The sequence below is a fragment of the Brachybacterium ginsengisoli genome (assembly GCF_002407065.1).
Taxonomy (GTDB): domain Bacteria; phylum Actinomycetota; class Actinomycetes; order Actinomycetales; family Dermabacteraceae; genus Brachybacterium; species Brachybacterium ginsengisoli.
In genome coordinates this window covers 272,297-296,484 of sequence record NZ_CP023564.1, presented here as the reverse complement: position 1 = coordinate 296,484, position 24,188 = coordinate 272,297, and the positions used below count along the sequence as shown (strand labels likewise).

Here is a 24,188-nt window from a genome sequence, read left to right as displayed (position 1 = left end):
CACTGAACGCGATTGTGCGCTGTGCTTCCAGCCGTGGAAGCACAGCGCACAATCGCGTCAGGGTCGCAGGGTCGGGTCCGACGGGACAGGTCCGATGGGTCGGGCCCGTCGCGTCAGGGTCGCAGCCCCGGAGCCGACGGGTCAGGCCCGTCAGGTCCGGGGCTGCGGCGGCGCGATCAGCCCTCGACGGGGGTGATCTCGCCGCGGAACATCTTCAGCACCACGAAGTTGTCCGCGTACGGCGCGTTCTCGAGGATCGGGTCCCCGTCCTTCGGGAAGCCCTGCACCCGCACGCCCTCGAGCGCGGGGTTGTTCCCGTACCGCTCGAAGAGCGGGATGATCGGGAGCAGCTCGTTGAACGCCAGTGCCGCGACGGAGACGTTCTTCTTCTGGTCCTCGACGTCGAGGCCCTCACCGGACTCGGTGACGATCTTCTCGAGGTCCACCGTCCCGGCGGAGGTCTCGACGTCCTGCAGCGGGAAGCCATAGCCCTTGCCGCCCTGGTTCTTCGCGATCGGGATGTTGTGCACGAAGAGGTCCTGCACGAAGGAGAAGTGCGGGTGCGGGTGGGCGGAGGAGCCCCAGGCCTGCATCGCCATCTCGAAGTCGCCCTTGTCGACGTCGATCGGGGCCTGCTTGTCGTCGAGCCCGCGGGCGGTCACCGAGATGCCGAACTCGCCGAACTGCTCGGCGACGTTCTTGCCGGCCGCCGACCAGTCCGCGTAGGTCTGCGGGAACTGGATCTCGTACGCGGCGGCCTTGCCCTCGGGGGTCTTCCAGGCGTCGCCGTCCTTCGTCCAGCCCGCCTCCTCGAGGAGCGAGGTGGCCTTCTCGAGATCGAGCTCGTACTTCTCGATCTTGCCCTTGACCTCGTCGGTCAGCCAATCGTCGACGAAGTTGTCGGAGAAGCCGACCATGTTCACCACGGCCTTGCCCGACTCCGCGAGGGCGATCTGGCCGATCGTCGCGCGGTCCAGGAGGTAGGCGAAGGCCTTGCGGGTGCGCACATCGGCGAACTCCGGGAATCGGTCCTGGTTGAGGTACAGGGCCGGTCCCGAGTACACCGGCGGGCGCAGGATCGTGTAGCCGGCGGACTCGAAGGGCTTCTCCGAGGCCGGGGCGAAGCCGTGGGTCGCGTAGTCGACGTCCCCGGACTGCACGAGCGAGGTGATCTCGGTGGTCTCGCCGTTGTACATGACCAGGTTGTCGAAGGTGACCTTGTCGGCCCCGTAGCCGGTCTTGTTGCGCACCAGCGTGAGCTGGGTGTTGGTGATCGTGTCGTAGTCGAAGTCGTAGGGACCGGAGACGATCACGTTCTCGGGCTTGAAGGCCTGGAAGTCGGTGCCGAGCTTCTCGCCGTCGCCCTCGTCCATCGACCCGCCGGCCTCGACGATCGCCTTCGCCCGATCGCCCCACTCGCCGTACTGCGCGGTGGAGAGGATGTTGCTCTTGAGCACGTAGCGCTCGAGCACGGCCGGGGGGTTCTCGAAGTTGACCACGACGGTCGTGTCGTCCGGGGCCTCGAGGCCGGTGATGAAGTCCCACGAGGCAGCGCGCTGGATGAACTGCACGTAGAACGTGGTCAGGAAGTCCTGCGAGGTCAGCGCCGAGCCGTCGCTCCACGTCAGATCGGGCTTGATCTTCACGGTGAGGGTTCCGCCGCTGGCATCGAGCTCATGGGACTCCGCGAGGAGGTACTCCCACTTCTTGTCCTTCCACAGCCACAGGGCCGACGGCGGCACCAGCAGATCGCGGTACGGGCCGTCGCCGAGGATGACGGTCGGCACGCCCGCATAGGGCTGCGCGGCGAAGTTGAAGTGCCCCTCGGGGGCGGCCATGTACGGCCAGGCGCCGTGGAAGGCGGTGGCGGCCCCGCCCTCGCCGCTGCCGCCGCCCTCGGGCTCGGCCGGGGCGCAGGCGACCATGCCCGCACCGACGGCGGTGGTCAGACCCACCGTCTTGAGGAGGTCGCGTCGGGTCCAGTTCATGCTCATGAGTTCTCCTTGGTTGTGACGACGGGGTCGTCGATCAGGTCGGCCATCGCTCCATCGCGGTGGCGTCGTCTCTCACTGAGTCGTCGTGCGGCCACGGAGCCGACGACGATGCCTGTGCCGAGCAGGAGCGCGAGGATGCTCACGACCCGCTCGCCGGTTCCGGGTGCGGTCAGCGGGATCATGAGGGCCGAGCCGACCCCCACGAAGCAGCCGAGGGACAGCAGCGCCCGGGTGGCGGTGTCGATCACGGGACACCACCCCCTCCGCCCCCGCCGCCGGTGGTGCCGGCTGCGGCGGCCGTCGGCCTCCCGTCGGCCCCGGGATCCGTCACGACCATGCAGGCGACGTCCTGGACGACGTCGCCGGGGACGGGCTGGAGGGTCGGGACGACCTCGCGGCAGCGGTCCTGCGCGAGAGGGCAGCGCGGGTGGAAGGTGCACCCGGTGGGGAGGTCGGACAGGCTGGGGATGTCCGCGCTGAGCAGGCCTCCCCCGGCCTTCTTCTGCGCGGCGAGCTCCGGGTCGGGCTCGGGGACCGCGTCCAGCAGCGCCCTGGTGTACGGGTGCTGCGGGTTGTTGATGACCTGCTGGGTGGGGCCCACCTCGACGATCTTGCCCAGGTACATCACCGCCGTGCGGCCCTCCCACGCGAAGTACTTCGCGAGCGCCAGGTCGTGGGTGATGTAGATGAAGCCGACGCCCTCCTCCTTGCGGAGCTTGGTGAGCATGTTCAGCAGGCTCACCCGGATCGACACGTCGAGCATCGAGGTGGACTCGTCCGCGATGAGCAGCCGCGGCGAGAGGGTGAGCCCTCGGGCGACGGACACGCGCTGGCGCTGACCGCCGGACATCTGGTGCGGGAACTTCCCGCTGTAGCTCTCCGGCGGGGTGAGGTCCACCGTGGTCAGCAGCTCGTCGACCCGTCGGTCCACCTCGGCGGTGGTCTTCGCCAGGCCATGCTTCCGCAGCGGGATGGACAGCGTGCTGCGCACCGAGCGGATCGGGTTGAGGGAGGCGTAGGGATCCTGGTGGATGTACTGCACGGCGCGCCGGTACTCGCGGCGCTCCGCACGGGTCATCTCGGTGAGGTCCCTGCCCTCGTAGCGCACCGCTCCGGAGGTCGGCGAGGCGAGGCCCGCGGCGAGGCGGGCGGTGGTGGTCTTCCCGCTGCCGGACTCGCCGACCAGGCACAGCACCTCGCCCGCTCCGACGCTCAGCGAGACGTCGGAGACCGCGGGGAGGTCCTTGCCCTTGACGTGGAAGACCTGCGAGGCGCCGTCGAGCTCGATGAGCGGGGCGGCGGGACGGGCCGAGGGGTCGGGGGTGGTCTCAGGCACGCGCGATCACCTTCCGTTCGTGGTGGACCTGATCGTGATGGATGCAGGCGGCGGCGTGGGTCATGTCCTTCGGCCGCTCGGTGAGGGTGATCAGCTCGGGCTCGACCTGCCGGCACTCGTCGGTGGCGAGCTCGCAGCGGGGCGCGAAGGCGCAGCCGGGGGGCAGGGTCGCGAGCGACGGCGGCGCCCCGGGGATGGAGGCCAGCTCCGGCAGGTCGCCGGTCACCGGCGGCACCGCGTTGATCAGCTTGGACGTGTACGGGTGCTTCGGTGCGGTGAAGATGTCCTGGGTGGATCCGGTCTCGATGACCTTCCCGGCGTACATCGTCACCACGCGGTCGGCGAGCTCCGCGGCGAGCGCAAGGTCGTGAGAGATGAAGATCATCGCGAACCCGTACTCCTCGCGCAGCTCCGCGAGCAGGTCGATCACGGTGCGCTGGGTGAGGATGTCCAGCGCCGTGGTCGGCTCGTCCAGCACCAGCAGGCGCGGGCGCAGGAGCAGGCCGGTGGCGATGAGGGCGCGCTGCTTCATGCCGCCGGAGAGCTCGTGCGGGTAGCTGCTCAGCACGCGCCGGGGCTCGAGGCGCACGGAGCGGAGGGCCTCGGCGGAGCGCTCGAGGATCTCCCGGCGGCCGATCCGGCCCGGGGAGTGGTCCTTGAGGGTGTCGGCCATCTGCTGGCCGATCGTGAGCACCGGGTTGAAGGCGTTCTGCGCGCCCTGGAACACCATGGCCGCCTCGGACCAGCGCCAGCGACGCAGCTGGGAGGCGGTCATCGCGGTGACATCCCGCTTCCGGCCGTCCTCCCCGGTGAACTCCACGGAGCCGCTGGTGATCTCGCCGAGGGTGGGCAGCAGGCGCAGCAGGGCGAGGCCCAGCGTCGTCTTCCCGCTGCCGGACTCCCCGACCAGGGCGAGCGAGCTCTGGGGGTGGAGGTCGAAGCTGACCCCGCGCAGCGCGCGGACCCTGCTGTCCTTGCCGGTGCGGTAGGCGACCTCGAGGTCGCGCACGGAGAGCACGGGCTCCCCCTGGGCGTTCTGCGGGGTCGGGGCGGGCTGGGGGTTCTGCGTGGTCTCGTTCATCAGCGGTCCCTCAGTCGGGGGTTGAGGATCTCTTCGAGGGTGCGGGTCAGGAGGATCAGGCCCAGCTGGAGCAGCACGATCATCGTGACCGGCGCGATGATGTACGGCATCGCGTCGGGGTTGAACATCGCGCCCTTGGTCCACGCGTCGTTGATCATGATTCCCCAGTTGCTGCCCTTCTGCGGGGCGAGACCCAGCAGGTAGAGGCCCACCATCGCGTAGATCGCGTTGGTGACCGCGATGATGAAGTTGATGAGGATGTAGCTGGCCATGTTGGGGACGATCTCCCCGAACACGATGCGCACCCAGCCCACGTCGAGCAGCTGCGCCGCCTCGACGAACTCGCGCTCCTTGAGGGAGAGCACCTGGGCGCGGATCGAGCGCATCAGCACCGGCCAGCTCAGCACGCCGATGATCACGGCGAGCAGCATCGGCGAGTCCAGCTTGTAGAAGGCACCCACCACGGCCAGCAGCACGATCTGCGGCACCGTCATCACGATGTCGGTCAGCTGCAGCATCACGGCGTCGAAGCGGCCGCCGAAGTAGCCGGCCAGCGAGCCGATCGCCACGGCGATCACGGTGGTGATGGCGGCGGCGAGGAAGCCGACCATCAGCACCGTGCGACCGCCGGTGACCAGGAGGTGGAGGGTGTCCTTGCCGGCGCCCTCGAGCCCCAGCCAGTGCTCGCCGCTGGGGGCCTCCCAGGCGCGGGCCGGATCCCCGGCCACGTGGGTGCCCATGATCAGCGGCCCCACCAGGGAGATCAGCAGGATGAGCAGGACCAGCAGGAGCCCGATGAAGCCCGAGGTGCTGCGGGTGAGCTCGTTCAGCAGGCGGCGCAGCGGGCTGACGCCGGCGGCCTTCGCGGGGACCGGGACGCCCGGGTCGGTGCTGACCGGGGGTGACGTGGCGGTCATGCCGCACCTCCTTCTCCGAGGCGGATCCGCGGGTCGAGCGCGGCGTTGACGAGGTCGGCGGCGAGGTTCGCGAGCACGACCGTGATGGTCACGACCAGCAGCACGCCCTGGATGGTGGGGTAGTCACGCGAGTTGATCGACTCGAACAGCAGCAGGCCGACGCCCTCGTAGGAGAAGGTCTGCTCGACGAAGATCGCGCCGCCCACGATGAATCCGGCCTGGGTCGCGATCTGCGCGATCAGCGGCAGCAGGGCGTTGCGGCCGACGTAGTTGGTCTGGATGCGGGACTCCTTGAGGCCGCGCGCCTTCGCGACGGTCACGTAGTCCTCGCCGAGCACCTGGGTGGTGGAGGCCTTCATGATCAGCGCCCAGGTCCCCACGGTGGTGAGGATGTAGGTGATCATCGGCAGCGTCGCGTGGTACCCGATGTCCGAGAGGAACCGGAAGGACAGCTCCGGGGTGACGCCCGGGGAGACGTTGCCGCGCATGCGGGTGTAGTCGATGACGCCCAGCTGGACGGCGCCGACCACCACGATGAGGATCGCCAGCAGGTAGTTGGGGATCGCGTGGAAGCCGCTGCCGATGATCGAGACGGCGTGGTCGATGATGCCGCCGCGGCGGTACGCCATGATCATGCCGAGGATCAGGCCGATGGAGATCGAGATCAGCAGGGCCAGGCCCACGCTGTACAGCGTCCACGGCAGGTACTGGGCGATCTTCTCCGTCACCGTGACGCCGGGCGTCGCGATCGAGGTGCCCATGTCGCCGTGCAGCAAGCCGGCCAGATAGTCGATGTACTGGCGCCAGATCGGGGTCGAGGGATCGAAGCGGAAGTAGTTCTGCGCCTCGGCGGCCGCCTGGTCGTAGCTCTTGCCGTACAGGCCGATCTGCTGGTTGATGTAGACGTCCACCGGGTTGCCGGGCAGCAGGCGCACCATGAGGAACACCCCGGAGGCGACCACCCAGATCACGAAGATCGAGCGCAGCAGGCGCCGCAGCACGAACGAGTGATAGATGCGGTGCCCGATCGAGGGTTTCGGGCGCGCGGCCGGGCGGGGCCCGGGTCGGGCGTCGGGGGTCGACACTCCAGCGGTCATTTCTCTCCTCGGGGGAAGCGACGGTGCTCGAGGGAACACTAATCACATATCGAGTGCGCGAACGTGGATTTTCAGGTAACGATTCGAGCAGATCTGCTCAGCGGGCACTGCCTGCTGCGATCTTGACAAGGGGCGCCCCGACCTCAGGCACCGCGGACGCTCCGTTGCGCGATCGTGACACACAGTCTCCTGCGCACGGCACGATTCGCGCGGGAGGCGCGATGGTGCTGGTGCAAGTTTCTAAGCCGCCGCGAGGGCGTGCTCGGTCCGCGCACGGTGCCCTGTGCGGGACCGGGACCGAGCGGTCGCTCAGTCGGCGTGACGTCGCAGCACCGGCACGGTCCCCAGGCCGATCGCGACGCCGTCGAGCATCCGCTCGAGCTCCTGCATCTGGAAGCGTTCGCCGTAGGCCTCCCGCGCGGCGGCCACCTGGGCCGCCGCCGGCTCGGCGTTCTCCGGCGCGGCGGCGGCCGCGGCGGTGGTGCCGTGGATCCGCAGGCCGAGCCGCGTGGTGCCGGCGCGGAGCCGGCCGGTGAGGTCGATCCGGTACGGGTGCCGCCACAGCAGCCCCACCTCCTCGCCGTCCACCTCGACCACGGCGATCTCGCGCAGCGGTGGTTCGAGCAGGGCACGGTAGCCGCTGCCGCCGCCCGCGGCCGGGAGCGGGGCGCCCTCACCGAGGTCGAGCACGAGCGGTCCCTGCGCGGCCTGCTCGTCGAGGGTCACCTCGGTCTCGAGCAGGAGTGGTCTCGTCTCCGCCGCCTCGGCGCCGACCAGGAGGTGGGGCAGGGTGATCGGGCGCGGCTGCTCGCCGGGGTGCGCGGCGGTCCACGGACCGTCCAGCGGGATCGGCGGCTGTGCTGCGAGGTCGGCCGACGGGCCCGGCTCGCCGGGCAGGACCGGTCCCACCAGCGCCTCGTCGGCGGCGAGCAGGAGGAGCGCCTGGTAGGGGTGAAGCTCGATCCTCGCCCCGTCGGGCGGGAGCGGGCGGGCGGCGCCGCCCTCGGGGTCGGCGGGGTCGTGGAGGCTCAGCGCGGCGCGCGGCTCCCGCAGCGACACCTCCACCGCGCGGCGCGTCGGCCCGGTGTTGACCAGCAGATGCAGGTCCGCGCCCGAGAGGCGGCGGCGCACGGTGCCCACCTCGCCGCCGTCGCCCGTCAGCTGCAGCGGCGGCGGCAGCACGGCGCGCAGGGCGGCGGCGAGGGCGCTGTCCCCTCCCCCGTCGGCCCCGTCGTTCGCGGCCCCCGCCATCGAGAGGGTCGCATGGTCGACGAGGTGCCCGTCGGCCCGCGCGTCCGAGGCCAGGCGCACGGGGATGCCCGCCGGATAGGCCGGGGACTCGACCGAGAGCACGGCGCCGCCGGCCTCCCGCACCCGGTCCAGCCAGGCCGTCGTCGCGGCGGGGAGGCGGGACAGGCGCGGCAGCACCACCACCGGGTACCGGGAGGGGTCGAGGTCCGGCAGGGCGTCGTCGTCGATCAGGTCGAGGTCGTAACCGGCCCGTCGGATCACGGCCGGGAGCTGCTCGCCGATGTGCGCCCGGCACGCGGCCCACAGGTCGTGGCCGCTGCCGCGGGCGGCACGCACGTCGACGTACGGGAGGAGCACGGCGACGTCCGCGCCGGGCTCGCCGAGCCGCATCGCCGCGCCGAGGCGGGTGAGGGCGGCGGTCAGCGCGGGCATCGCGGGCCACCAGGCGTTGCGGTCATCCAGCGCCCCGGCGGCGTAGAACGTCCAGCCGAGCCCCTCCACGTCCGGGGCGGAGTAGGGCCAGCCGTGCCCCACGAAGTGGGTGATCCCCAGCAGAAGATGCTCGTGCGCCTCTCCCAGCAGGTCCAGCGGCGTCGCGCGGAAGGACGGCGAGTGCACCCAGGTCCACACCTCGCTGGAGACCACCTCGCGCCGGTCCAGGTGCGCGGCGGAGGACGCCCAGCGGGACTGCGTCAGGGAGGTCCAGCCCGCCCCCTCCCCCTCGATGAGATGCGCTCCGCGCTGGGCGGAGAGGGTGATGGGCGGCTGGCCGTAGCCCTGGAGGCGGAAGCGGACCCCGTGCTCCTCGGCCCAGCGGCAGCAGGTCGCCACGAAGCCCTCCTCGACCAGCTCCGAGAGGGTGCGGCCGTAGTCCTCGCGGAGATCCTCGGCACCGGGGCCGCGCACCTCCAGCAGGTGCAGCAGCGGCAGCAGGTCGTATCCGCGCCGCCGGCGGAAGTGCTCCGGCAGCCCCGCGGTCCAGTCCGCCCGGTACACCTCGAGGCTGTCGCTGAACACGGAGCCGAGCAGCTCGGCGGGGACCGCGCCGAGCACCGCACCGCCCACCACGTCGAGGTGGTGGCGCACGGCATCGGCACTGAGATGGTCCACGACGGGGCCCTCGGCCCCTGCCGCGGCGCGTTTGACCTGCTGGCCGGTCACCTCCGACCAGGCGATGAGCAGGGTGCGGGGGCCCCGGCCGACGGGGACCTCTAGCCGGCCGTCCTCGAGGGCGAGCAGCTCCCAGCCGCTGGGCGGCAGGCCCTCACCGAGGTGGACCGAGACCAGCTGATCCCCGGGCCAGGACGGGGTGAGCTCCCAGCTCAGCGCCTCCGGGCCGAGGTCCCGACGCTCCCAGCGCAGGCGGCGCGCGGCGTGCTCGGGGCCGATGTGCGCGCCGCCGTAGGACCATCCGCTGCCCAGCGTCACATCCAGCCGCAGCCCGAGCGCGCGAGCCCGCTCCGCGGCGTGGCGCAGATGGCCCAGCACCTCGTCGGAGAGGTACTCCGGCGATCCCGGCCGCAGCGGATGGACCAGGGCCACCTCCGCCCCGCCGAGGCCGGCGGCCGCCATCGCTTCGAGCTCGCGGTCCAGCTCCGCCCGGTCCACGTCCGGACCGAACCACCACCAGCGCATCAGGGGCCGCGCCGCCGGGTCCGGCGCGGCGAGCGCGCCGAGCACGTCGGCAGCGGTGTGCGGGACCCGGCCCGTCGCCGGCACCCGGGCGGGCTGCTCGGGCGCGCCGTCGGTCTCGAGCGGGTGGTGGTGCGGACCGGGGGTGGAGGTCATGACAGCTTCCGGGGTCAGGAGGTGGCGGGCGGGCTCCAGCGCTGCACGGCGTCCGGCTCCGCCCAGCTCACGCCGAGCTCGCTGAAGGGGCGCCCGGCGCGGAGCGCCTCGAGCAGGACCGCCTCGATGTCCTCGACGACCGGGTGCCCGGCCTCGCCCTCCCCCACCCAGGTCACGCCGCTGCGGATCGGCAGCGGATCCGGGACGGACTGGATCGCCTCCAGCACGGCGCTGAACACGCCGGTGGAGGCGAGCGAGGACAGCAGCGGGACCCGCCGGTCGCGCACATGGGCGATGAGGTTCTCCAGGAGGCCCGCCCGCTCGTGGACCAGCTCCTCGCTCGTCCCGTCGGGCGCGGTGCGCACGGAACGGTCCTCCGTGTACAGGAGCCGGTGGGTGCCCTCCGTGCCGCTGATCTCGACCCAGGGGCTCTCCTGCTGCGGCGAGGTGGTGGTCAGCGCGCACACCACCGACGGGCCCTGACCGACGGGGTCGATGCGCAGGAACGTCGTGTCGTCGGCCTGGATGTCGTGGGCGCGACGCAGCTCGGTGGTGACCTGCGCGATGTCCTCGACCTCGTCGATCCCGGCGATCGCGAGGCCCGCGTGCACGGCGTGCGCGAGCGGGTTGGTGGCCACGCCGTCGGCCACGCGTCGGCCGTCCATCCGGCGCTTGCCGGCCCAGGCCGAGCGGGCGTAGTAGGCGCGGTCCCGCTGCCAGGCGCCGTAGACGTGCACGGCGTCGACCGTTCCCAGCGAGCCCTCGGCGACCTCGCGGCGCAGCAGGTCCACGCCGGCGCCGCCGCGGGCCTGGAAGCCCACCTGCACCGAGCGGCCCGCGGCATCCGCCGCCTCGAGCAGCGGCCGATGGTCCGCGAGCGCGGGCACCGGCGGCTTCTCGAGGTAGACGTCGAGGCCGGCGTCGAGCGCCTCGGTCGCGAGCGGCACGTGGGTGCCGATCGGGGTGGCGATCACGACGATCTCGGGTCGGTCCTCCTCCGGCACCGCGGCGAGCAGGTCGCCGAGGCTGCGGTGGTGGATCGCGGCCAGCTCCGCGGACGGCTCGGCCACGTCGACCACGCCCACCAGGCGGGCGGTCCCGGCCGCCTCGAGACGCTCGAGGCCGCGCAGGTGGACGGCGCCGAAGCCGCGGGTGCCGATCAGGGCGACGCGGACAGGGCTCATCGGGCGGCTCCCGCGGGGGTCTCCTCGCGGGCGAGGTCCAGGCCCAGGAACTCCCGGACGTCGACGGGTAGGCCGGTGGCCAGGGACTCGTTGCCGCAGATCCCCACGGAGATCGCGCGCAGGCCGTCGCGGTGGTCGGAGGGTCGGCCCAGCTCGTCCTCGACCGCGCCCACGAACACGTCGCGCAGCAGCAGGGCGTCGCCGCCGCCGTGCCCGCCCACGCCCTCGGGGATCTCCACCTCACGGGCCGGGGCGAAGTGGGTCTGGACGACCAGCCGCTCGCCGCGCTCGCGCACACCGGCGTCATCGGTGGTCACGGCGACGGCGCTGGGGTCGACGTGCGCACGGCCGTCCTCCCCCTTGGCGACCACCTCGGCGCGCTCGACCACCTCGAGCTCCGCCCGGCCCGCGGTGCCGTTGATCGCGACCCGGTAGCCCTCCCAGGGGCTGTGGGCGTTCAGGGCGTAGGTGAGGGTCGCGCCGCGGGAGTAGTCCACGAGCGCGGTGAGGTTGTCCTCGGCGGTGATGCCGGCGTCGAACACGGAGCGGTCGCGCTGGTAGCCGTCGTGCTTCTCTGCCTGGAGGTAGAGCGCCTCGAGGCGCTCGTCGGAGCGGAGGTCCAGCTCGAAGGGATCGTGCGCGCCGTCGTGGGTGCCGCGCTCGGGCAGTGCGGCCTGGCCGCGCTCGGCGGCGGCGTCGGCCCCGTAGAACCGCAGCCCGCCGCGGGCGTAGACCCGTGCGGGGGTGTCGGCGATCCACCAGTTCACGAGGTCGAAGTGGTGCGCGGCCTTGTGGATGAACAGGCCGCCGGAGTTGGTCTTGTCGCGGTGCCAGCGGCGGAAGTAATCCGCGCCGTGCTGGGTGTCCAGCACCCACTCGAAGGTCACCGAGACGACCTCACCGATCTCGCCCGAGGCGATGACCTGCCGCAGCGCCGTGTTGCGCGGGCTGTAGCGGTAGTTGAAGGTCACCACCACGCTGCGGCCGGTGCGGTCGATCGCGTCCTGGATGGCGCGGGCCGAGGGCGCATCGATGGTCAGCGGCTTCTCGACGACCACGTCGGCCCCCGCCTCGAGGGAGCGCACCACGTGCTCTGCGTGGAGGCGGTCCACGCTGGTGACGATCACCCGGTCCACACGCTGCTCGCGGATGACGTCCTCGAGCTCGTCCGGGCCGGCCAGGACCACGTCCGCGAAGGCCGGGATCCGGTCGCGGTGGAACTCGCGCCGGGCGGGGTTCACGTCCAGGAGGGCCACCAGCTCGGCGACGTCGGCGTGCGGGCCGGCGATCGCGTCGAGGTACATCTGGGCGCGGTGGCCGGAACCGATCAGGGCATAACGCGTGGGCATGGAGCTTCTTCCGTGGCAGTGGTGGTGAGGCGAGCGGGACGGGCCCGTCGGCCGGCGGACTGCGGCCGGCCGACGGATCCGGGGGGGGGACTACTTGATGCCGGTCGTGGCGAAGCCCTTGACCAGGAAACGCTGGCCGAAGAGGAACACCAGGAACAGCGGGATCAGGGAGACCACCGACATGGCGAACATGGCGCCCCAGTCGGAGGAGCCCTGGGTGTCCAGGAACGACTTCAGCGCGAGCGGGACGGTGAAGTTGTCCGGGCTCGTGAGGTAGATGAGGGAGCCGAAGAAGTCGTTCCACATCCACATGAAGGTGAAGATCGTGGTGGTCGCCAGGGCCGGCAGCATGAGCGGCAGGATCACCTGGAAGAAGATCCGGAAGTGACCGCAGCCGTCGATGCGCGCGGCCTCATCGAGCTCCCGCGGGATGCCGCGGATGAACTGGACCATGAGGAACACGAAGAACGCATCCGTGGCCAGGAACTTCGGCAGGATCAGCGGCAGCATCGTGTTCACCCAGCCGGTCTGGCTGAACAGGATGTACTGCGGCACGATCACCACGTGGATGGGCAGCATCAGCGTCATCAGCATGACCGCGAAGGCGATGTTGCGACCCCAGAACCGCAGTCGCGCGAAGGCGTACGCGGTCAGCGAGCAGGCGATGAGGTTGCCGACCACGCAGCCCAGCACGAGCAGCGTGGAGTTCATCAGGTAGTGCGAGAAGGGCTGCGCGAGGGACTCCCAGCCGCGCTGGTAGTTCGAGAAGTCCAGGCTCACCGGGAACAGGCCCGGGTTGCGGAAGATCTCCTCGTTCGGCCGCAGCGAGGAGACGACCATCCACAGCAGCGGATAGATCATCACCAGGCTGGCCACGATCATGATCAGGTGGCGGATCGAGCGGCTCACCAGGCGGCGGGGCCGGGCCCTGGGGGCGACGCGCGCCGAGGCGGAGCCGGCGGCGTCCGAGGACGCGGCGGGGCCGGAGGCGGGGGCTTTGCTCTGAAGATCAGTCATCGTAGAACACCCAGAACTTGGAGACGAAGAAGTTGATGGCGGTGAAGATCGCGACGATGATCAGCAGCAGCCAGGCCATCGCGGAGGCGTAGCCCATGTCGAACTGGGCGAACCCCTTCTGGTACAGGTACAGCGTGTAGAACATCGTCGAGTCCGACGGTCCGCCGGTCCCGCCCGAGACCACGAAGGCCTGCGTGAAGGACTGGAACGCGTTGATCACCTGGAGCACCACGTTGAAGAAGATGATCGGGGTGAGCAGCGGGACCGTGATCCGGAAGAACTGCGCGAGCTTCGAGGCGCCGTCCACGGACGCGGCCTCGTAGTACATCTCCGGGATCTGCCGCAGGCCCGCGAGGAAGATGATCATCGGGGACCCGAAGGTCCACACGTGCAGCAGGATGATCGTGCCCAGCGCCGTGTCCGGGTTGGAGACCCACCCGGGCAGGTTCTCGAAGCCGAGCATCCCGCCGAGCTGGTTGATCAGGCCGTTCGCACCGAACATCTGGCGCCACAGGATCGCGATCGCGACCGAGCCGCCCAGCAGCGAGGGCAGGTAGAACACCGAGCGGTAGAAGGAGAGCCCCTTCATGCCCTGGTTCAGCAGCACGGCCAGGATCAGCGCCGCGATCAGCTGCAGGGGGACGCCCACGAACACGTAGATGAACGTGACCACCAGCGAGTTGTGCAGGCGGGTGTCGCCGATCATCTTCGTGATGTTGTCCAGCCCCACGAACTTCGGCGGGGCCAGCAGGCTGTAATCCGTGAACGCCAGCGCGAACGAGGCGACCATGGGGATCAGCGTGATCCCCACCAGCCCGATCAGCCACGGCGTCATGAACACCAGCGCCGACTTGTTGTCGGGGTGCTTCTCCTTCGCGCCGCCCTTATGGCGGTTGGACACGATGGAGGCGAGTTCTCCCACCGCACTCATTGGCTACTTCCCTTCTTCGTCGGTCACCCGGCGCCCGTCCGGCGAGGGGCGTGTCCCTCGCCCGGACGGGCGCCGGGGTGGCAGGTGGCTCAGCCGATCGCGGCGGTGAGCTCGTCGATCAACCGCTGGGCGGCCTCGGCCGGGGTGAGGTTGCCGAACAGCATGTCCTCGCAGGCACGGGTGAGGATGTCCTCGAACTGTCCGCCGCCCTGCGGGGTGATCTCGGGAGCGGAGCCGAGCTCCGACTCGATGGACTCGAGGTAGTCCACGGCCTTCGTGTTCGCCTCGTCCAGGTCCGGCACGATCGCCTCGCGCACCGTCAGGTTGCCGGGCACGCCCCTCTCGACGGAGAGGACCTTGCCGGCGTCGGGCGAGTTCACGAGGTAGTCCACGAAGGCCACGGCGGCCTCGGGGCTCTTCGTCGTGGAGGAGACGGCCCAGTACATCGAGGCCTTGTACCAGAGCTGCGCCTCCGCGGCGGAGCCGGACATCGACGGCGGCCGCAGCACGGTCACGCCCTCGGGGACCAGCCCGTCGTGGGCGACGACCTGGTTGGACCAGGCCACGGTCATCGCGACCTTCCCGGTCGCGAACAGCGACTGGTCCATCGCCTGCGCCGAGTCCTCGACCGAGACGCTCGCGCCGGGGCCCGCCTTGCTGTCCTGGATCTTCTTGGCCCAGTCGAACCAGGCGGTGGCGGTCTCCAGGTCGAAGCCCGCCGCGCCGTCCTTGTACTGGTCCTGGCCGGCCTGGCGCACGTACACCTGGAACAGGCCCTGGACGGAGCCCATCTGGGTCATGCCGTAGGTGCCGTCCGGGGTGGCCTCGGTGATCTTCACGGCGGTCTCGATGAGGTCGTCCCAGGTCCAGGTGGTGTCGTCGGGGACCTCGACGCCGGCCTCCTTGAACACGACGGGGTTGATGAGGAAGGCGAAGGCGTTCAGGCCGGCGTTGATCGCGGCGAGGCCGACGTCCGGCAGCTCGCCCACCTCGACGGAGCCGGGGACGAAGTCATCGGTCGTCAGGCCGGCGCCGGCGAGGTCGAGCAGTGCGCCGCGCCCGCCGTACTCGGAGAGGTACTTCTCGTCCATCTGGACGATGTCGGGGAAGTCGCCGCCGGCGGCCTGGGTGGCGAGCTTGTCCCAGTAGCCGCCCCACTCCCCGGGCTCGAGGGCGATGGTGGTCTCCGGCGCGACCTCCTTGAACGCCTCGACGACCTTCTTGGTGCTCTCGTCACGGGTGGGGTTGCCCCACCAGGCGAGCCGGAGGGAGGCGGAGCCGTCCTCGCCGCCTCCGCCACCGGTTCCTCCCGAGGCGTTGGGGCCGCAGGCGGCGAGGGCGGCGAGGCCGGGGACGGCGATGCCGAGGGAGAGGGCGGAGCGGCGAGAGAGCATCAGATCTCCTTTGATCTTCGAGCATGCGACGAGGACTGCTAAAGCACTGTGGAATGGAGGGATCCTCCATTGCGACTCGCCTCAGGAAAGCGCTTGACGGCGTGTTTGTCAACCGTCTCCGGTCACGCTCGGATCACGGGCGCCGACGATGGAAACCCCGGGTGGGACGGTCGCCGGCGGCGGGCCCGAGGCCCTGCCGCGGGACGACCTTGCATCGGCGCGGCGGCCGCGCCTAGTGTCGCGCCCACGGTGCCCTGAAACGCTTCAGGGTCGTGCCGTCTCCCCCGTCCGGAAGGATCGATGATGATCTCCCGCCGCAGCACCCTCGCCCTCCTCGCCTCCGCGGGCCTGGTTCCCGCCCTCGCCGCCTGCGGCCCCAACGCCTCCCCAGGCTCCGGCGGAGGCGGCGGTGGTCCCCTCCGCATCTACTGGTGGGGCGGCGATCTGCGCAACGGGATGACGCGCGAGGCGCTGGACCTGTTCACGGCCGCCCATGACGACATCGAGGTCGCCCCCGAGTACAGCGAATGGACCGGCTACTGGGACAAGCTCGCCACCCAGTTCGCCGGCGGCGACGCCCCGGACGTGCTCCAGATGGACGAGGCGTACATCGACTCCTACGGCTCCCGGTCCTCGCTGCTGGACCTCGAGACCGTCTCCGACGTGCTCGACCTCAGCGCCATGGACGAGGCGGTGCTCGAGACCGGCCGGCTGGCCGACGGCACCCTCGTCGGCGCCCCGCTGGGCATCGGGATCTTCTCCGTCGGCGTCAATCCCACGATCCTGGAGAAGGCCGGCGTCGAGATGCCGGAGGACACCACGTGGACCTGGGACGACTTCGCCGAGGTCTCCGCCGCGGTCAGCGAGTGGGCGAAGACCGCCGGCGAGGACGTGGTGGGCTTCGACTTCTTCGGCACCGGCGCGGCCGAGCTCGGCGCCTGGGCCCGCCAGAGCGGCGAGCAGCTGTTCCCCCGCGAGGACGAGACCCTCGTCAGCGTCGAGACGATCACCGCCTATCTCGAGCATGCGCTGACCCTTGTGCAGACCGGAGCGACGGCGGCCCCCTCCGAGCAGCTCGAGGACGCCGCCGCCGGGGTCGAGCAGGGCCGCTTCGGCACCAACCGTGCCGCCTTCCACCTGCAGTTCCATACGCAGGTGCAGACCTTCCAGAAGTCCTCCGGCTCCCCGCTCACGCTGTTGCGCCTGCCGGCCCTCACCAGCGGCGACCACCAGATGGTCAACAAGGCCTCGATGTACTGGTCGATCTCGGCCAAGGCCGCCGATCCCACCCGGGCCGGGACCCTGGTGGACTTCCTGCTGCGCGACAAGGAGGCCGCGAAGGTCCTCAAGATCGAGCGCGGCGTCACCGCCTTCCCCGAGCTGCAGACGGAGATCGAGTCGGTCCTGGACGAGAACGAGATGGTCTCCCTCGAGTTCGCGCGCACGATGCAGGAGGAGGTGGTGCGACCGCCGCTGGTCACGCCCGCCTCCGGCGTGGGCTTCGGGGACGAGCTCTCCCGCCTCGGCGAGGAGTCCCTCTTCGGCAAGCGGCCGCCGGCGGAGGTCGCCGAGGAGATCCACTCCGCCCTCACCGGGATGCAGCCCAGCACCTGAGCCCGCCCCGCCCGCCGCCCGTCGTCGAAGGAGACGCCATGCCCGCCGCCCCGCTGTTCCCTCGACGTCCCGGACGACGCACCGCCCTGCTCGGCGCGCTCGCCGCCGGGACCCTCGCCGCCTGCGGGCCGAACGCCTCCCCCGGCGGCGGATCGGGGGACGACTCCTCGCCCTCGCTGCGCTTCTCCTGGTGGGGCAATCCCGAGCGGGCCGCGACCACCCAGGAGGTCCTCGACCTGTTCGTGGCGGCGCACCCCGAGGTGACGGTCGCCGCCGAGCCCGGGGACATCTCCGGCTACTTCGACAAGCTGGCCACCTCGGTCGCCGCCGGGGACGAGCCCGACGTCATCACCATGGGCGGCGCCTACCCCGCCGAGTACGCCGCCCGGGAGGTGCTGCTGGACCTCGCCACCGTGGAGGACGCACTGGACCTCTCCGGCATGGACGAGGGCGCCCGCACCAACGGCCAGGTGAGCGGCACCCAGGTCGCGGTCACCACCGGCATCAACGCGCCCGGGATGATCGTGAATCGCTCGGTGCTCGAGGCGGCCGGGGTCGAGCTGCCCGATCCCGAGACCTGGACCTGGGAGGACTTCTCCGAGGCTGCCCAGGCGGTCAGCGAGGGGTCCGGGAAGGGGACCGTCGGCTCCGGCACCGTGTTCACCCACGACACCCTGGACCTCTGGGCACGCCAGCACGGCCAGATCCTTTACACCGAGGAGGGCGGGATCGGGGTGGACGTCGAGACCGTCGCCGCCTTCTTCGCGTACTCGAAGTCGCTCATCGACTCCGGCGCCTCCCCCGGCGCGGAGGAGCTGGTGGAGCTCACCGACGTGGGCCCCGAGCAGACACTGATGGGTCGCGGCGCGGCGGCCTTCATGCTCACCTGGTCCAGCTCCCTGACCCCGCTGAGCGAGGCCTCCGGCGCCCCGCTCGAGATCGTCAAGGTCCCCGGCGAGTCCGTCGAGAGCGGGGTCTGGCTGCAGTCCTCGCAGTTCTACACGATCTCCGCCCGCAGCTCGGCCCCGAAGACGGCGGCGGCGCTGGTCAGCTTCCTGATCAACGATCCGCAGGCCGCCCGGCTCATCCTCACCGACCGCGGGGTCCCGGCCCTGGAGTCGGTGCGCCGGGCGATCCTGCCGGAGCTCTCGGAGACGGCCCGCGGGGAGGTCGAGTACATCTCGGCGCTGGGCGAGATGGAGCTGAAGCCCACCTGGATCGGGCCGGCGGGGTCCACCGCGGTGCAGGAGATCACCCCGCGCCACCAGAACGCCGTCCTGTTCGGGGATGCCACCGCCCAGGAGGCGGCCCAGGCCTGGCACGACGAGGCCGTCGCGGCAGTCTCCGGATGAGCGGGGCATCGGCCCGCCCGGCCCCGGGCGGCGGCCGGATCGACCGGCGCGCGGTGGTCTCGCGGCACGACCCGCGGGTGAACGGCACGTCCGACGGCGTGCTCTCGGTGGGCAACGGCAGCTTCGCCGCCGGGGTGGACCGCACCGGCACCCAGACTCTGTGCGGCCCGGGCAGCGCGGAGGCCCGCCTGAACACGATGGCGGAATGGGGCTGGCACACGATGCCGCAGCCGCCCCCGGCGCCGTGGGAGTCGCTCCTGCGGCCCTACTCCTCCCCGCGCGGCCAGGCGGCGTACATGGACCTGCCCGGCGGCACCGAGGATCCCGGACCCGCCGAGGCATGGTTCCGGGAGAACCCGCACAAGGTCTCCCTGCTGCGCTTCGCGCTGGTCGATGCCGGGACGGGCCGCTCCCCCGCGGCCGCGGACCTCGCCGGCGCCAGCCAGCACCTCGAGCTGTGGAGCGGCACGATCCGCTCGCGCTTCCGCTACCGCGGGCGGGAGTGCACGGTGGTCACCGCCGCCGATCCCGAGCAGGCCGCGCTCGCGCTGCGGATCGACGCCCCCGGTCTCGCGCTCGCCCTCTCCTTCCCCTACGGATCCGCCGCCTGGGACCTCGCCGCGGACTGGGACCGTCCCGGAGCCCACAGCACCCGCCCCGAGGGCGGGGTGATCCGTCGTCGGCTGGACGATCTGGCCTATGACGTGCACGTGCACGGGGCCGGGCTGCGCGCCGTCGGAGCGCACGAGGTGCACCTGGTGCCGGGCGGCGCGGCGGCCGACGGACCGCTGGACGTGGCGCTCGAGCTGGTGCCGCGGGAGGTCCCTGCGCTGTCGCTGCCCCCGGAGGCCCGACCGACGGGCAGCGCCGCCCTCGACGGCCCCCGGGCTCCCGCCCTGGTGCGGGAGCGGTCGGCGCGGTTCTGGTCGGAGCACTGGGAGGGGACCGGGGTGCTCGACCTCGGGGCGGCCGACGATCCGCGCGCCGCCGAGCTCGAGCGTCGCGCGGTGCTCTCCCGCTACGTCCAGCGCGTGCACGCCGCGGGGGTGCTGCCCCCGGCGGAGACCGGGCTGCTCGCGAACTCGTGGCGGGGGAAGTTCCACCTGGAGATGCACTGGTGGCATGCCGCCCACTTCGCCGTCTGGGGCGATGCCGCCTCGCTGCGACGGAGCCTGGACTTCTACGGCCGGGCCCTGCCCGTCGCGCGGGCGACCGCGGCGCGCCAGCACTGCCGCGGGGCGCGCTGGCCCAAGCAGATCGGGCCCGACCTGCACGAGTCCCCGAGCGACATCGGTCCCTTCCTGCTGTGGCAGCAGCCGCACCCGATCCACCTCGCCGAGCTGCTGCGGCGTGCCGACCCGGAATCCGCCGCTGACCCGATGCTGCAGGAGGTCGTGGAGCAGACGGCGCTGTGCCTGGTGGACCTGCTCCGCGAGGACGCGGACGGCCTCGGCGTCGGCCCGCCGCTCATCGGCGCCCAGGAGCGCCACGTCGGCGACCGCGCCGCCCTCCGCGACGCCTCCTTCGAGCTGGCCTATGCGGCCTGGGCCCTGCGCGTCGCCGATCGGTGGCGTCATCTGCGCAGCGACCGTGGAGCCGGCGAGCTCACCGAGATCGCGCGACGGATCCATGCGCCGCTCACCGACCGGGGCGAGCTGACCACGTTCCGGTCGGGGCCGGCGATGGAGCGCTCGGATCACCCCTCCCACCTGCTGGCGCATGGCATGGTGCCGCCCACCGGGACGGTCCCGCAGGAGGCGGCGCAGCGCGCGCTCGAGGACGTCCTGGCGCAGTGGGACTGGGAGTCGACCTGGGGGTGGGACTATCCGGCGCTCGCGATGACCGCGACCCGGCTGCGCCGCCCGGAGCAGGCGGTCGATGCCCTGCTGCTGCCCACGCCCAAGAACCGCTGCGATGCGGCGGGCCACTTCCCGCAGCGCCCCGGCCTGCCCGCCTACCTCCCGGCCAACGGCGGCACGCTCCTCGCGCTCGCCCTCATGGCGGCGGGCTGGGACGAGGGCCCGGACGCCCCCGGCCTGCCCCCGCAGTGGGGTGCCCGGCACGAGGGGATCCGGCCGCTGCCCGGCGAGGAGCGCTGACCACGACGGCCCGCCTTCCCCGGCCGACCGCCGCGCCGGAGCTACCCTGTGGCCACGGTGCGCCGCCGAGGGCGGCGGGGCGGGCGCGGAGGTCCGCCCCGGAGGCGGGCGCGCGATCCGACCCTGGGAGGCCCCATGAGCACCGACCCGACCCTGCGACAGTCCCACCGTGCGACCCCGCCGCGCCACGGCTCGGGAGTGATCGCGAAGCTGCTGACCACGCTGTACGCCCTGGTGGTGCTCCCGGTCGCGCTCGGTCTGCTCTCCTTCGGGAGCAGCGGACTGCAGCGCGTCGTGACGACCTCGGGCGGCGGGAGGTCGCTCCTGCCGGAGATCCTGAACGGTCCGATGGCCACCCAGATCCTGCTCGGCCTCGGCGTGGGGATCCTGCTGCTGATGAGCATCGTGGTCACCGGCCTCGCCAGCTCTGCCGGGATGATCGTGGCCGGAGTGCTGGGCCTCGGCGCCGTGCTCCTCACCGCGGTGCCGAGCCTGCTGCTGCAGCTGTACGGCGTCCGTCCCGAGTTCGTGCCGGCCGAGCTGCTCGACGGGTTCTTCTACGGCGTCCCGCTGGTGATCGGTCCGCTGCTCGGCGGGCTCGGGACGGCGCTCGCGATCGCTCGGCGCCGCCCGCGATCGCCCTGGTTCCTCTCCCTCCTGGGACTGGTGCTGGTGCCGCTGGGCCTGCTGATCGCGATGGCGCTGATGTTCGGCGCCCACGCCGAAGGGGTGTACGCGGCCCTGCAGAGGTTCGAGGCCGATTTCAACCCGGTGGTCGCGCTGGTCGTGGCGGCGGGGGCGGTCCTGCTGTGGGTCGTCGCGGCGACCACCGCCTGGTCGACCCTCGCCTCGACGGTCATGGCCCTGCTCCTGCTGGCGGCGAGCGCGGCGGCCCTGCAGCCGGGTCTCGTGGGGATCCCCTCCGCTGTCTGGAAGGTCCCGGCCGGTCAGGTCGCGATCTCCTTCCTGATGAGCGGGGGCGGCATCGCGGCGGCGGCGATCCTGCTGGTCCACACGGCCGTGCTGGCGTCGGTGCGCGGTCGCGCCCGTCGGCGCCTGCGCGAGCAGCCCCCGGCCGAGCCCGCCGTGCCGACCGACCTGTCCGGGCCGACCGATCCGCCGCCCGTCGGGCAGCCCGCCTGAGGTCCCGCCTGGGATCACCGCCGCCGCCACCGACCGTTCACCTGCGCTCCATCACGCGGCGCTAGCCTGCCCGTCTCAGCACCGCGCACGGGACGGAGCCGGAGGTGGACATCACCGCATGGGCCCTGGCCCTGATGGAGTTCCTCGGCGGGCCGGGCACCGCCCTGGTCATCGCCGCCGAGGCGCTCTTCCCGCCTGTCCCGGGGGAGATCCTGCTGCCCTTCGCCGGGGTGAGCGCCGCCGCCGAGGGCGATCCCGTGGCGGTGCCGCTGCTGTGGACCACGGCCGGCTCCGTGCTGGGCGGGCTCGGCGTCTACGGCGTGGGGCGGGCCCTGGGGCTGCGCCGCACGCGGGCGGCGGTGCGGCGCCTCCCGCTGCTCGAGGAGCGGGACCTCGACGGGGCGATGCGCTTCTTCGCCCGCTGGGGCTTCCCCGCGGTGATGATCGCGCGGTTCGTCCCGATGGTGCGCACCTTCATCTCGATCCCGGCGGGCATCGAGAGGATGCCGATATGGCTGTTCGCCCTGGCCACGGCGCTGGGGTCCGGGATCTGGAATGCTGTCTTCGTGGTCGCGGGCTACTCCTTCGGGCAGGCCGGGGGCGAGACCCTCGAGGGGTTCGTGCAGCTGTACTCGTGGATCGTCGGCGGGCTCGGGGTGCTCGCCGGGGCGGGGTTCCTGGTGCGTCGGCTGCGGGATCGACGCGCCCGTCGCGACCCTCCGGGGGCGCCTGCACCGCCTACGCTCGAGGAGTGAGCAGCGACCCCCGCACCCCTGCCGGCCGCGCCGGTCCCGCGGCGGACGTCGGCCGCTGGTTCGCGACGGCCACCTCCCGCCCGCTGGACGGTCCCGGCCCCACCCGGGGCGGCCCGCGCCTGCCGGCCTGGGGGCCGATGGAGGGCGCGCACTACGGGCTGCGCAGCGCCCCCGAGGAGGTCGCCGCCGCGCTCGAGCTGCTGCGGGACCGACCGGTCGCGGTGCTCACCGGGGCCGGGATGTCCACCGGCTCGGGCCTGCCGGACTATCGCGGCCGCGATGCGGTGCCGCGCTCGCCCATGACCTACCAGGAGTTCATGGGCCACGACCTGGCGCGACGGCGGTACTGGGCGCGCTCGACGGTGGGCTGGGAGCAGTTCCGCGGCGCCCGGCCCGGGCGGGCCCACCTCCTGCTGGCGGCGCTGTCCCCCGCGGTCCTCCCGGTCACGGCCGTGATCACGCAGAACGTCGACGGCCTGCACCAGGCGGCTGGCTCCTCCCCCGTGATCGACCTGCACGGACGGCTGGACCGGGTGCGCTGTCAGAGCTGCGGGACGCTCTCCTCCCGCGCCGCCCTGCACTCGCGGATGCTCACGATGAACCCCGAGCTCGCCGCGCGCCTGCCCGATCTGGCGGCCGACGCCGCCCAGGCGCCCGACGGGGACGCCGAGGTGGATCGCACCAGTTCCTTCCGCTACCCGCCGTGCCCGCTGTGCGGTGGGATCCTCAAGCCCGACGTGGTGTTCTTCGGGGAGTCCGCGCGGCGCGAGGTGGTGGACGAAGCCTTCGCCGCGCTCGAGGCGGCGAGCGCGCTGCTGGTGCTGGGCTCCTCGCTGACCGTGCAGTCCGGGCTGCGCTTCGTGCGTGCGGCCGGGCGTCAGCGCAAGCCCGTGGTGATCCTCAACGACGGGCCCACGCGCGCCGATCCGGAGGCGGCCCTGCGCCTGCACGGCCGGATCGAGGAGGTGCTGGCGGACTGGGCCGGGGCCTGAACAGGGCTCAGCCCGCGCGGCCCACCAGCACGCTCGCGAGCGCCTGCAGATCGGCCTGGTCGACCTCCCGGAACTCGAGCTCCGGATCCTCCGTGCCCGGGTCGAGCGCCTCCATGGTGAGCACGGCGTCGGGCAGCGCGTAGGCGTGGAGCTGCTGGACCGAGCCCTCGGCGGTGTGCACCACGGTCAGCACGGTCAGGGCGCGGGTGCGGGCGAGGCGCTCGGCGAGCGGGTGCCCGGCGAGGGCGGAGACGCTCACGTGCAGCGGGGCGCCTCCGGCGCGGGCGACCCGGTCGGGGTCGAGGACGGCGGTGAGCCGCGAGGCGGCGGCCTCGGCGGGCAGGACGGTGAAGCGGTGCAGGCCCGCTGCGGAGACCTCCTCCTCGAGCACCCCGGCCTCGTGCACGTACCAGTGCAGGCGGTGCACCTGCGGGCCCTGCTCGGTCTGCACGGTGCGCTCGGCGGTGGTGAACAGTGGCGCGGTCCGGCGCAGCACCAGGCAGCCCGTGATCTCGGGGGCCGCGCGCCAGGTCGGTGCGCCGGTCCCGGGCTCGGTGCGCTGGTGCACCTGTCCTGAGGCGACCATGGCGCGAAGGGCGATGCCGCTCGCGAGACGCCGCTGCTCGGGGTGCTCGTCCAGCCATGGGGCGGCGACGAACTGCGCTCGCGCGTAGCCGTCGAGCGCAGCGATCTGCTCGTCCGTGAGGGTGAGGAGCGGCTCCCGCCCCTGCGCCTCGGTGAGCAGCGCGGCCGCGGCGGCGAGATCCTCCGAGGTGTGCTGCGGGGGCAGGTCCGGGTCCGTGCCGCCGATGCCCGCCGGCAGATCGGGCACCTCTCCGGGGGTCTCGGAACCGTCGGGCCGGTCGGCGGGGTGGGCGCTCATCCCTCGACACT

19 protein-coding genes are annotated in these 24,188 nt (G+C 72.2%); 6 read left to right on the top strand and 13 right to left on the bottom strand.

The window, feature by feature from the left end; all coding sequences use genetic code 11:
• Positions 1 to 176 precede the first annotated feature (176 nt).
• From CFK41_RS01345 to CFK41_RS01290, 12 genes are all read right to left on the bottom strand, one after another.
• Entirely contained in the window at positions 177 to 1,994 is a 1,818-nt protein-coding gene (locus CFK41_RS01345) for an ABC transporter substrate-binding protein (RefSeq protein WP_227873160.1), read from the bottom strand.
• The gene (locus tag CFK41_RS01340; protein ID WP_096798052.1) at positions 1,991 to 2,242 is read right to left on the bottom strand and encodes a hypothetical protein; all 252 of its coding nucleotides are present in this window, start codon (positions 2,240 to 2,242) and stop codon (positions 1,991 to 1,993) included. Before CFK41_RS01340 ends, CFK41_RS01345 begins: the two co-directional genes overlap by 4 nt.
• On the bottom strand, positions 2,239 to 3,330 hold the full coding sequence (locus tag CFK41_RS01335) for an ABC transporter ATP-binding protein (protein ID WP_096798051.1): 1,092 nt from the start codon (positions 3,328 to 3,330) through the stop codon (positions 2,239 to 2,241). Before CFK41_RS01335 ends, CFK41_RS01340 begins: the two co-directional genes overlap by 4 nt.
• Positions 3,323 to 4,411, bottom strand: a complete 1,089-nt coding sequence (locus CFK41_RS01330) for an ABC transporter ATP-binding protein (protein ID WP_096798050.1) — start codon at positions 4,409 to 4,411, stop codon at positions 3,323 to 3,325. Before CFK41_RS01330 ends, CFK41_RS01335 begins: the two co-directional genes overlap by 8 nt.
• A complete protein-coding gene (locus tag CFK41_RS01325; protein ID WP_096798049.1) occupies positions 4,411 to 5,328 on the bottom strand; it encodes an ABC transporter permease in 918 nt (305 codons plus the stop codon). The genes CFK41_RS01330 and CFK41_RS01325 overlap by 1 nt, the downstream gene beginning before the upstream one ends.
• A complete protein-coding gene (locus CFK41_RS01320; RefSeq protein ID WP_096798048.1) occupies positions 5,325 to 6,425 on the bottom strand; it encodes an ABC transporter permease in 1,101 nt (366 codons plus the stop codon). Before CFK41_RS01320 ends, CFK41_RS01325 begins: the two co-directional genes overlap by 4 nt.
• A gap of 309 nt (positions 6,426 to 6,734) precedes the next feature.
• Positions 6,735 to 9,464: a glycosyl hydrolase gene (locus CFK41_RS01315; RefSeq protein WP_096798047.1), complete on the bottom strand. Its 2,730-nt coding sequence runs from the start codon at positions 9,462 to 9,464 to the stop codon at positions 6,735 to 6,737.
• Positions 9,465 to 9,478: 14 nt separating this feature from the next.
• Complete coding sequence (locus CFK41_RS01310) at positions 9,479 to 10,648, bottom strand: Gfo/Idh/MocA family protein (RefSeq protein WP_096798046.1); 1,170 nt, start codon at positions 10,646 to 10,648, stop codon at positions 9,479 to 9,481.
• Complete coding sequence (locus tag CFK41_RS01305; protein ID WP_096798045.1) at positions 10,645 to 11,997, bottom strand: Gfo/Idh/MocA family protein; 1,353 nt, start codon at positions 11,995 to 11,997, stop codon at positions 10,645 to 10,647. The genes CFK41_RS01310 and CFK41_RS01305 overlap by 4 nt, the downstream gene beginning before the upstream one ends.
• A gap of 90 nt (positions 11,998 to 12,087) precedes the next feature.
• Complete coding sequence (locus CFK41_RS01300) at positions 12,088 to 13,014, bottom strand: carbohydrate ABC transporter permease (RefSeq protein ID WP_096798044.1); 927 nt, start codon at positions 13,012 to 13,014, stop codon at positions 12,088 to 12,090.
• Positions 13,007 to 13,945: a carbohydrate ABC transporter permease gene (locus tag CFK41_RS01295; protein WP_096798043.1), complete on the bottom strand. Its 939-nt coding sequence runs from the start codon at positions 13,943 to 13,945 to the stop codon at positions 13,007 to 13,009. The genes CFK41_RS01300 and CFK41_RS01295 overlap by 8 nt, the downstream gene beginning before the upstream one ends.
• Before the next feature lie 89 nt (positions 13,946 to 14,034).
• Positions 14,035 to 15,339 (bottom strand): ABC transporter substrate-binding protein, encoded by a 1,305-nt coding sequence (locus CFK41_RS01290; protein WP_096798042.1) that lies wholly within the window; start codon positions 15,337 to 15,339, stop codon positions 14,035 to 14,037.
• A gap of 300 nt (positions 15,340 to 15,639) precedes the next feature.
• Between CFK41_RS01290 and CFK41_RS01285 the strand changes: the two genes are divergently transcribed.
• The 6 genes from CFK41_RS01285 to CFK41_RS01260 all read left to right on the top strand — a co-directional run bounded on the left by CFK41_RS01285 (position 15,640) and on the right by CFK41_RS01260 (position 23,294).
• Positions 15,640 to 16,953 (top strand): ABC transporter substrate-binding protein, encoded by a 1,314-nt coding sequence (locus tag CFK41_RS01285; protein WP_227873159.1) that lies wholly within the window; start codon positions 15,640 to 15,642, stop codon positions 16,951 to 16,953.
• 38 nt (positions 16,954 to 16,991) lie between these two features.
• Complete coding sequence (locus CFK41_RS01280; protein ID WP_096798040.1) at positions 16,992 to 18,305, top strand: ABC transporter substrate-binding protein; 1,314 nt, start codon at positions 16,992 to 16,994, stop codon at positions 18,303 to 18,305.
• Positions 18,302 to 20,404: a hypothetical protein gene (locus CFK41_RS01275; RefSeq protein WP_096798039.1), complete on the top strand. Its 2,103-nt coding sequence runs from the start codon at positions 18,302 to 18,304 to the stop codon at positions 20,402 to 20,404. The genes CFK41_RS01280 and CFK41_RS01275 overlap by 4 nt, the downstream gene beginning before the upstream one ends.
• 135 nt (positions 20,405 to 20,539) lie before the next feature.
• Entirely contained in the window at positions 20,540 to 21,547 is a 1,008-nt protein-coding gene (locus tag CFK41_RS01270; RefSeq protein ID WP_096798038.1) for a hypothetical protein, read from the top strand.
• Positions 21,548 to 21,651: 104 nt separating this feature from the next.
• Positions 21,652 to 22,302: a DedA family protein gene (locus CFK41_RS01265; RefSeq protein ID WP_096798037.1), complete on the top strand. Its 651-nt coding sequence runs from the start codon at positions 21,652 to 21,654 to the stop codon at positions 22,300 to 22,302.
• Complete coding sequence (locus CFK41_RS01260; protein ID WP_096798036.1) at positions 22,299 to 23,294, top strand: NAD-dependent protein deacetylase; 996 nt, start codon at positions 22,299 to 22,301, stop codon at positions 23,292 to 23,294. Before CFK41_RS01265 ends, CFK41_RS01260 begins: the two co-directional genes overlap by 4 nt.
• A 7-nt stretch (positions 23,295 to 23,301) precedes the next feature.
• Here CFK41_RS01260 and CFK41_RS01255 read toward each other — a convergent pair whose 3' ends face one another.
• Entirely contained in the window at positions 23,302 to 24,177 is an 876-nt protein-coding gene (locus tag CFK41_RS01255) for a hypothetical protein (RefSeq protein ID WP_096798035.1), read from the bottom strand.
• Between the last annotated feature and the right edge of the window lie 11 nt (positions 24,178 to 24,188).

What these genes read in the sequence shown, in the direction of transcription:
- CFK41_RS01345 (WP_227873160.1), bottom strand. Translation starts at nt 1,994, where the DNA reads ATGAGCATGAACTGGACCCGACGCGACCTCCTCAAGACGGTGGGTCTG.
- CFK41_RS01330 (WP_096798050.1), bottom strand. Translation starts at nt 4,411, where the DNA reads ATGAACGAGACCACGCAGAACCCCCAGCCCGCCCCGACCCCGCAGAAC.
- CFK41_RS01325 (WP_096798049.1), bottom strand. Translation starts at nt 5,328, where the DNA reads ATGACCGCCACGTCACCCCCGGTCAGCACCGACCCGGGCGTCCCGGTC.
- CFK41_RS01320 (WP_096798048.1), bottom strand. Translation starts at nt 6,425, where the DNA reads ATGACCGCTGGAGTGTCGACCCCCGACGCCCGACCCGGGCCCCGCCCG.
- CFK41_RS01315 (WP_096798047.1), bottom strand. Translation starts at nt 9,464, where the DNA reads ATGACCTCCACCCCCGGTCCGCACCACCACCCGCTCGAGACCGACGGC.
- CFK41_RS01310 (WP_096798046.1), bottom strand. Translation starts at nt 10,648, where the DNA reads ATGAGCCCTGTCCGCGTCGCCCTGATCGGCACCCGCGGCTTCGGCGCC.
- CFK41_RS01305 (WP_096798045.1), bottom strand. Translation starts at nt 11,997, where the DNA reads ATGCCCACGCGTTATGCCCTGATCGGTTCCGGCCACCGCGCCCAGATG.
- CFK41_RS01300 (WP_096798044.1), bottom strand. Translation starts at nt 13,014, where the DNA reads ATGACTGATCTTCAGAGCAAAGCCCCCGCCTCCGGCCCCGCCGCGTCC.
- CFK41_RS01295 (WP_096798043.1), bottom strand. Translation starts at nt 13,945, where the DNA reads ATGAGTGCGGTGGGAGAACTCGCCTCCATCGTGTCCAACCGCCATAAG.
- CFK41_RS01290 (WP_096798042.1), bottom strand. Translation starts at nt 15,339, where the DNA reads ATGCTCTCTCGCCGCTCCGCCCTCTCCCTCGGCATCGCCGTCCCCGGC.
- CFK41_RS01285 (WP_227873159.1), top strand. Translation starts at nt 15,640, where the DNA reads ATGATGATCTCCCGCCGCAGCACCCTCGCCCTCCTCGCCTCCGCGGGC.
- CFK41_RS01280 (WP_096798040.1), top strand. Translation starts at nt 16,992, where the DNA reads ATGCCCGCCGCCCCGCTGTTCCCTCGACGTCCCGGACGACGCACCGCC.
- CFK41_RS01275 (WP_096798039.1), top strand. Translation starts at nt 18,302, where the DNA reads ATGAGCGGGGCATCGGCCCGCCCGGCCCCGGGCGGCGGCCGGATCGAC.
- CFK41_RS01270 (WP_096798038.1), top strand. Translation starts at nt 20,540, where the DNA reads ATGAGCACCGACCCGACCCTGCGACAGTCCCACCGTGCGACCCCGCCG.
- CFK41_RS01255 (WP_096798035.1), bottom strand. Translation starts at nt 24,177, where the DNA reads ATGAGCGCCCACCCCGCCGACCGGCCCGACGGTTCCGAGACCCCCGGA.